Below are 360 nucleotides of genomic sequence, written 5' to 3'. Positions count from 1 at the left end.
CGCGGAATAGGTGCATCTCAATAAAAAATACGGTGTTTTCAATTTCGTCTTGTGTAGGCTTTCGGCGGGAAAGTGGGTGACCTTCGATGTGCCCCTCTTCTGCTGCACGGGGCTCCAGTTCCTCGTAGTACTCCCTGGCCAGCTTTAATGCACAGCTACGAGAGAACTTCTCGTTTGCGGTTGCGCACTGGAGGATGTCCTTTAGTTGGAACTTGTCGAGTTCATCGATAGCGATTTCAAGAAAGCGACGGCGATACATGGCTTCAATGAGTGGGCGACCGTTATCACCAGAGAGAATGCACTCCAGGACGTATTCAACAATGCCAGCTTCAGCGCGCTCTACATCAGCTGCGGTTTCGT

1 protein-coding gene is annotated in these 360 nt (G+C 51.1%); it reads right to left on the bottom strand.

From position 1 onward, the window contains the following. The coding region (locus MO867_RS22770) for a hypothetical protein (RefSeq protein WP_252473413.1) at positions 1-360 on the bottom strand (360 nt) is incomplete at both ends.

This window comes from Microbulbifer okhotskensis (genome assembly GCF_023895975.1).
GTDB classification, from domain to species: domain Bacteria; phylum Pseudomonadota; class Gammaproteobacteria; order Pseudomonadales; family Cellvibrionaceae; genus Microbulbifer; species Microbulbifer okhotskensis.
The sequence above is the reverse complement of the archived record's forward strand: the minus strand, read 5'-3'. Positions and strand labels throughout refer to the sequence as shown.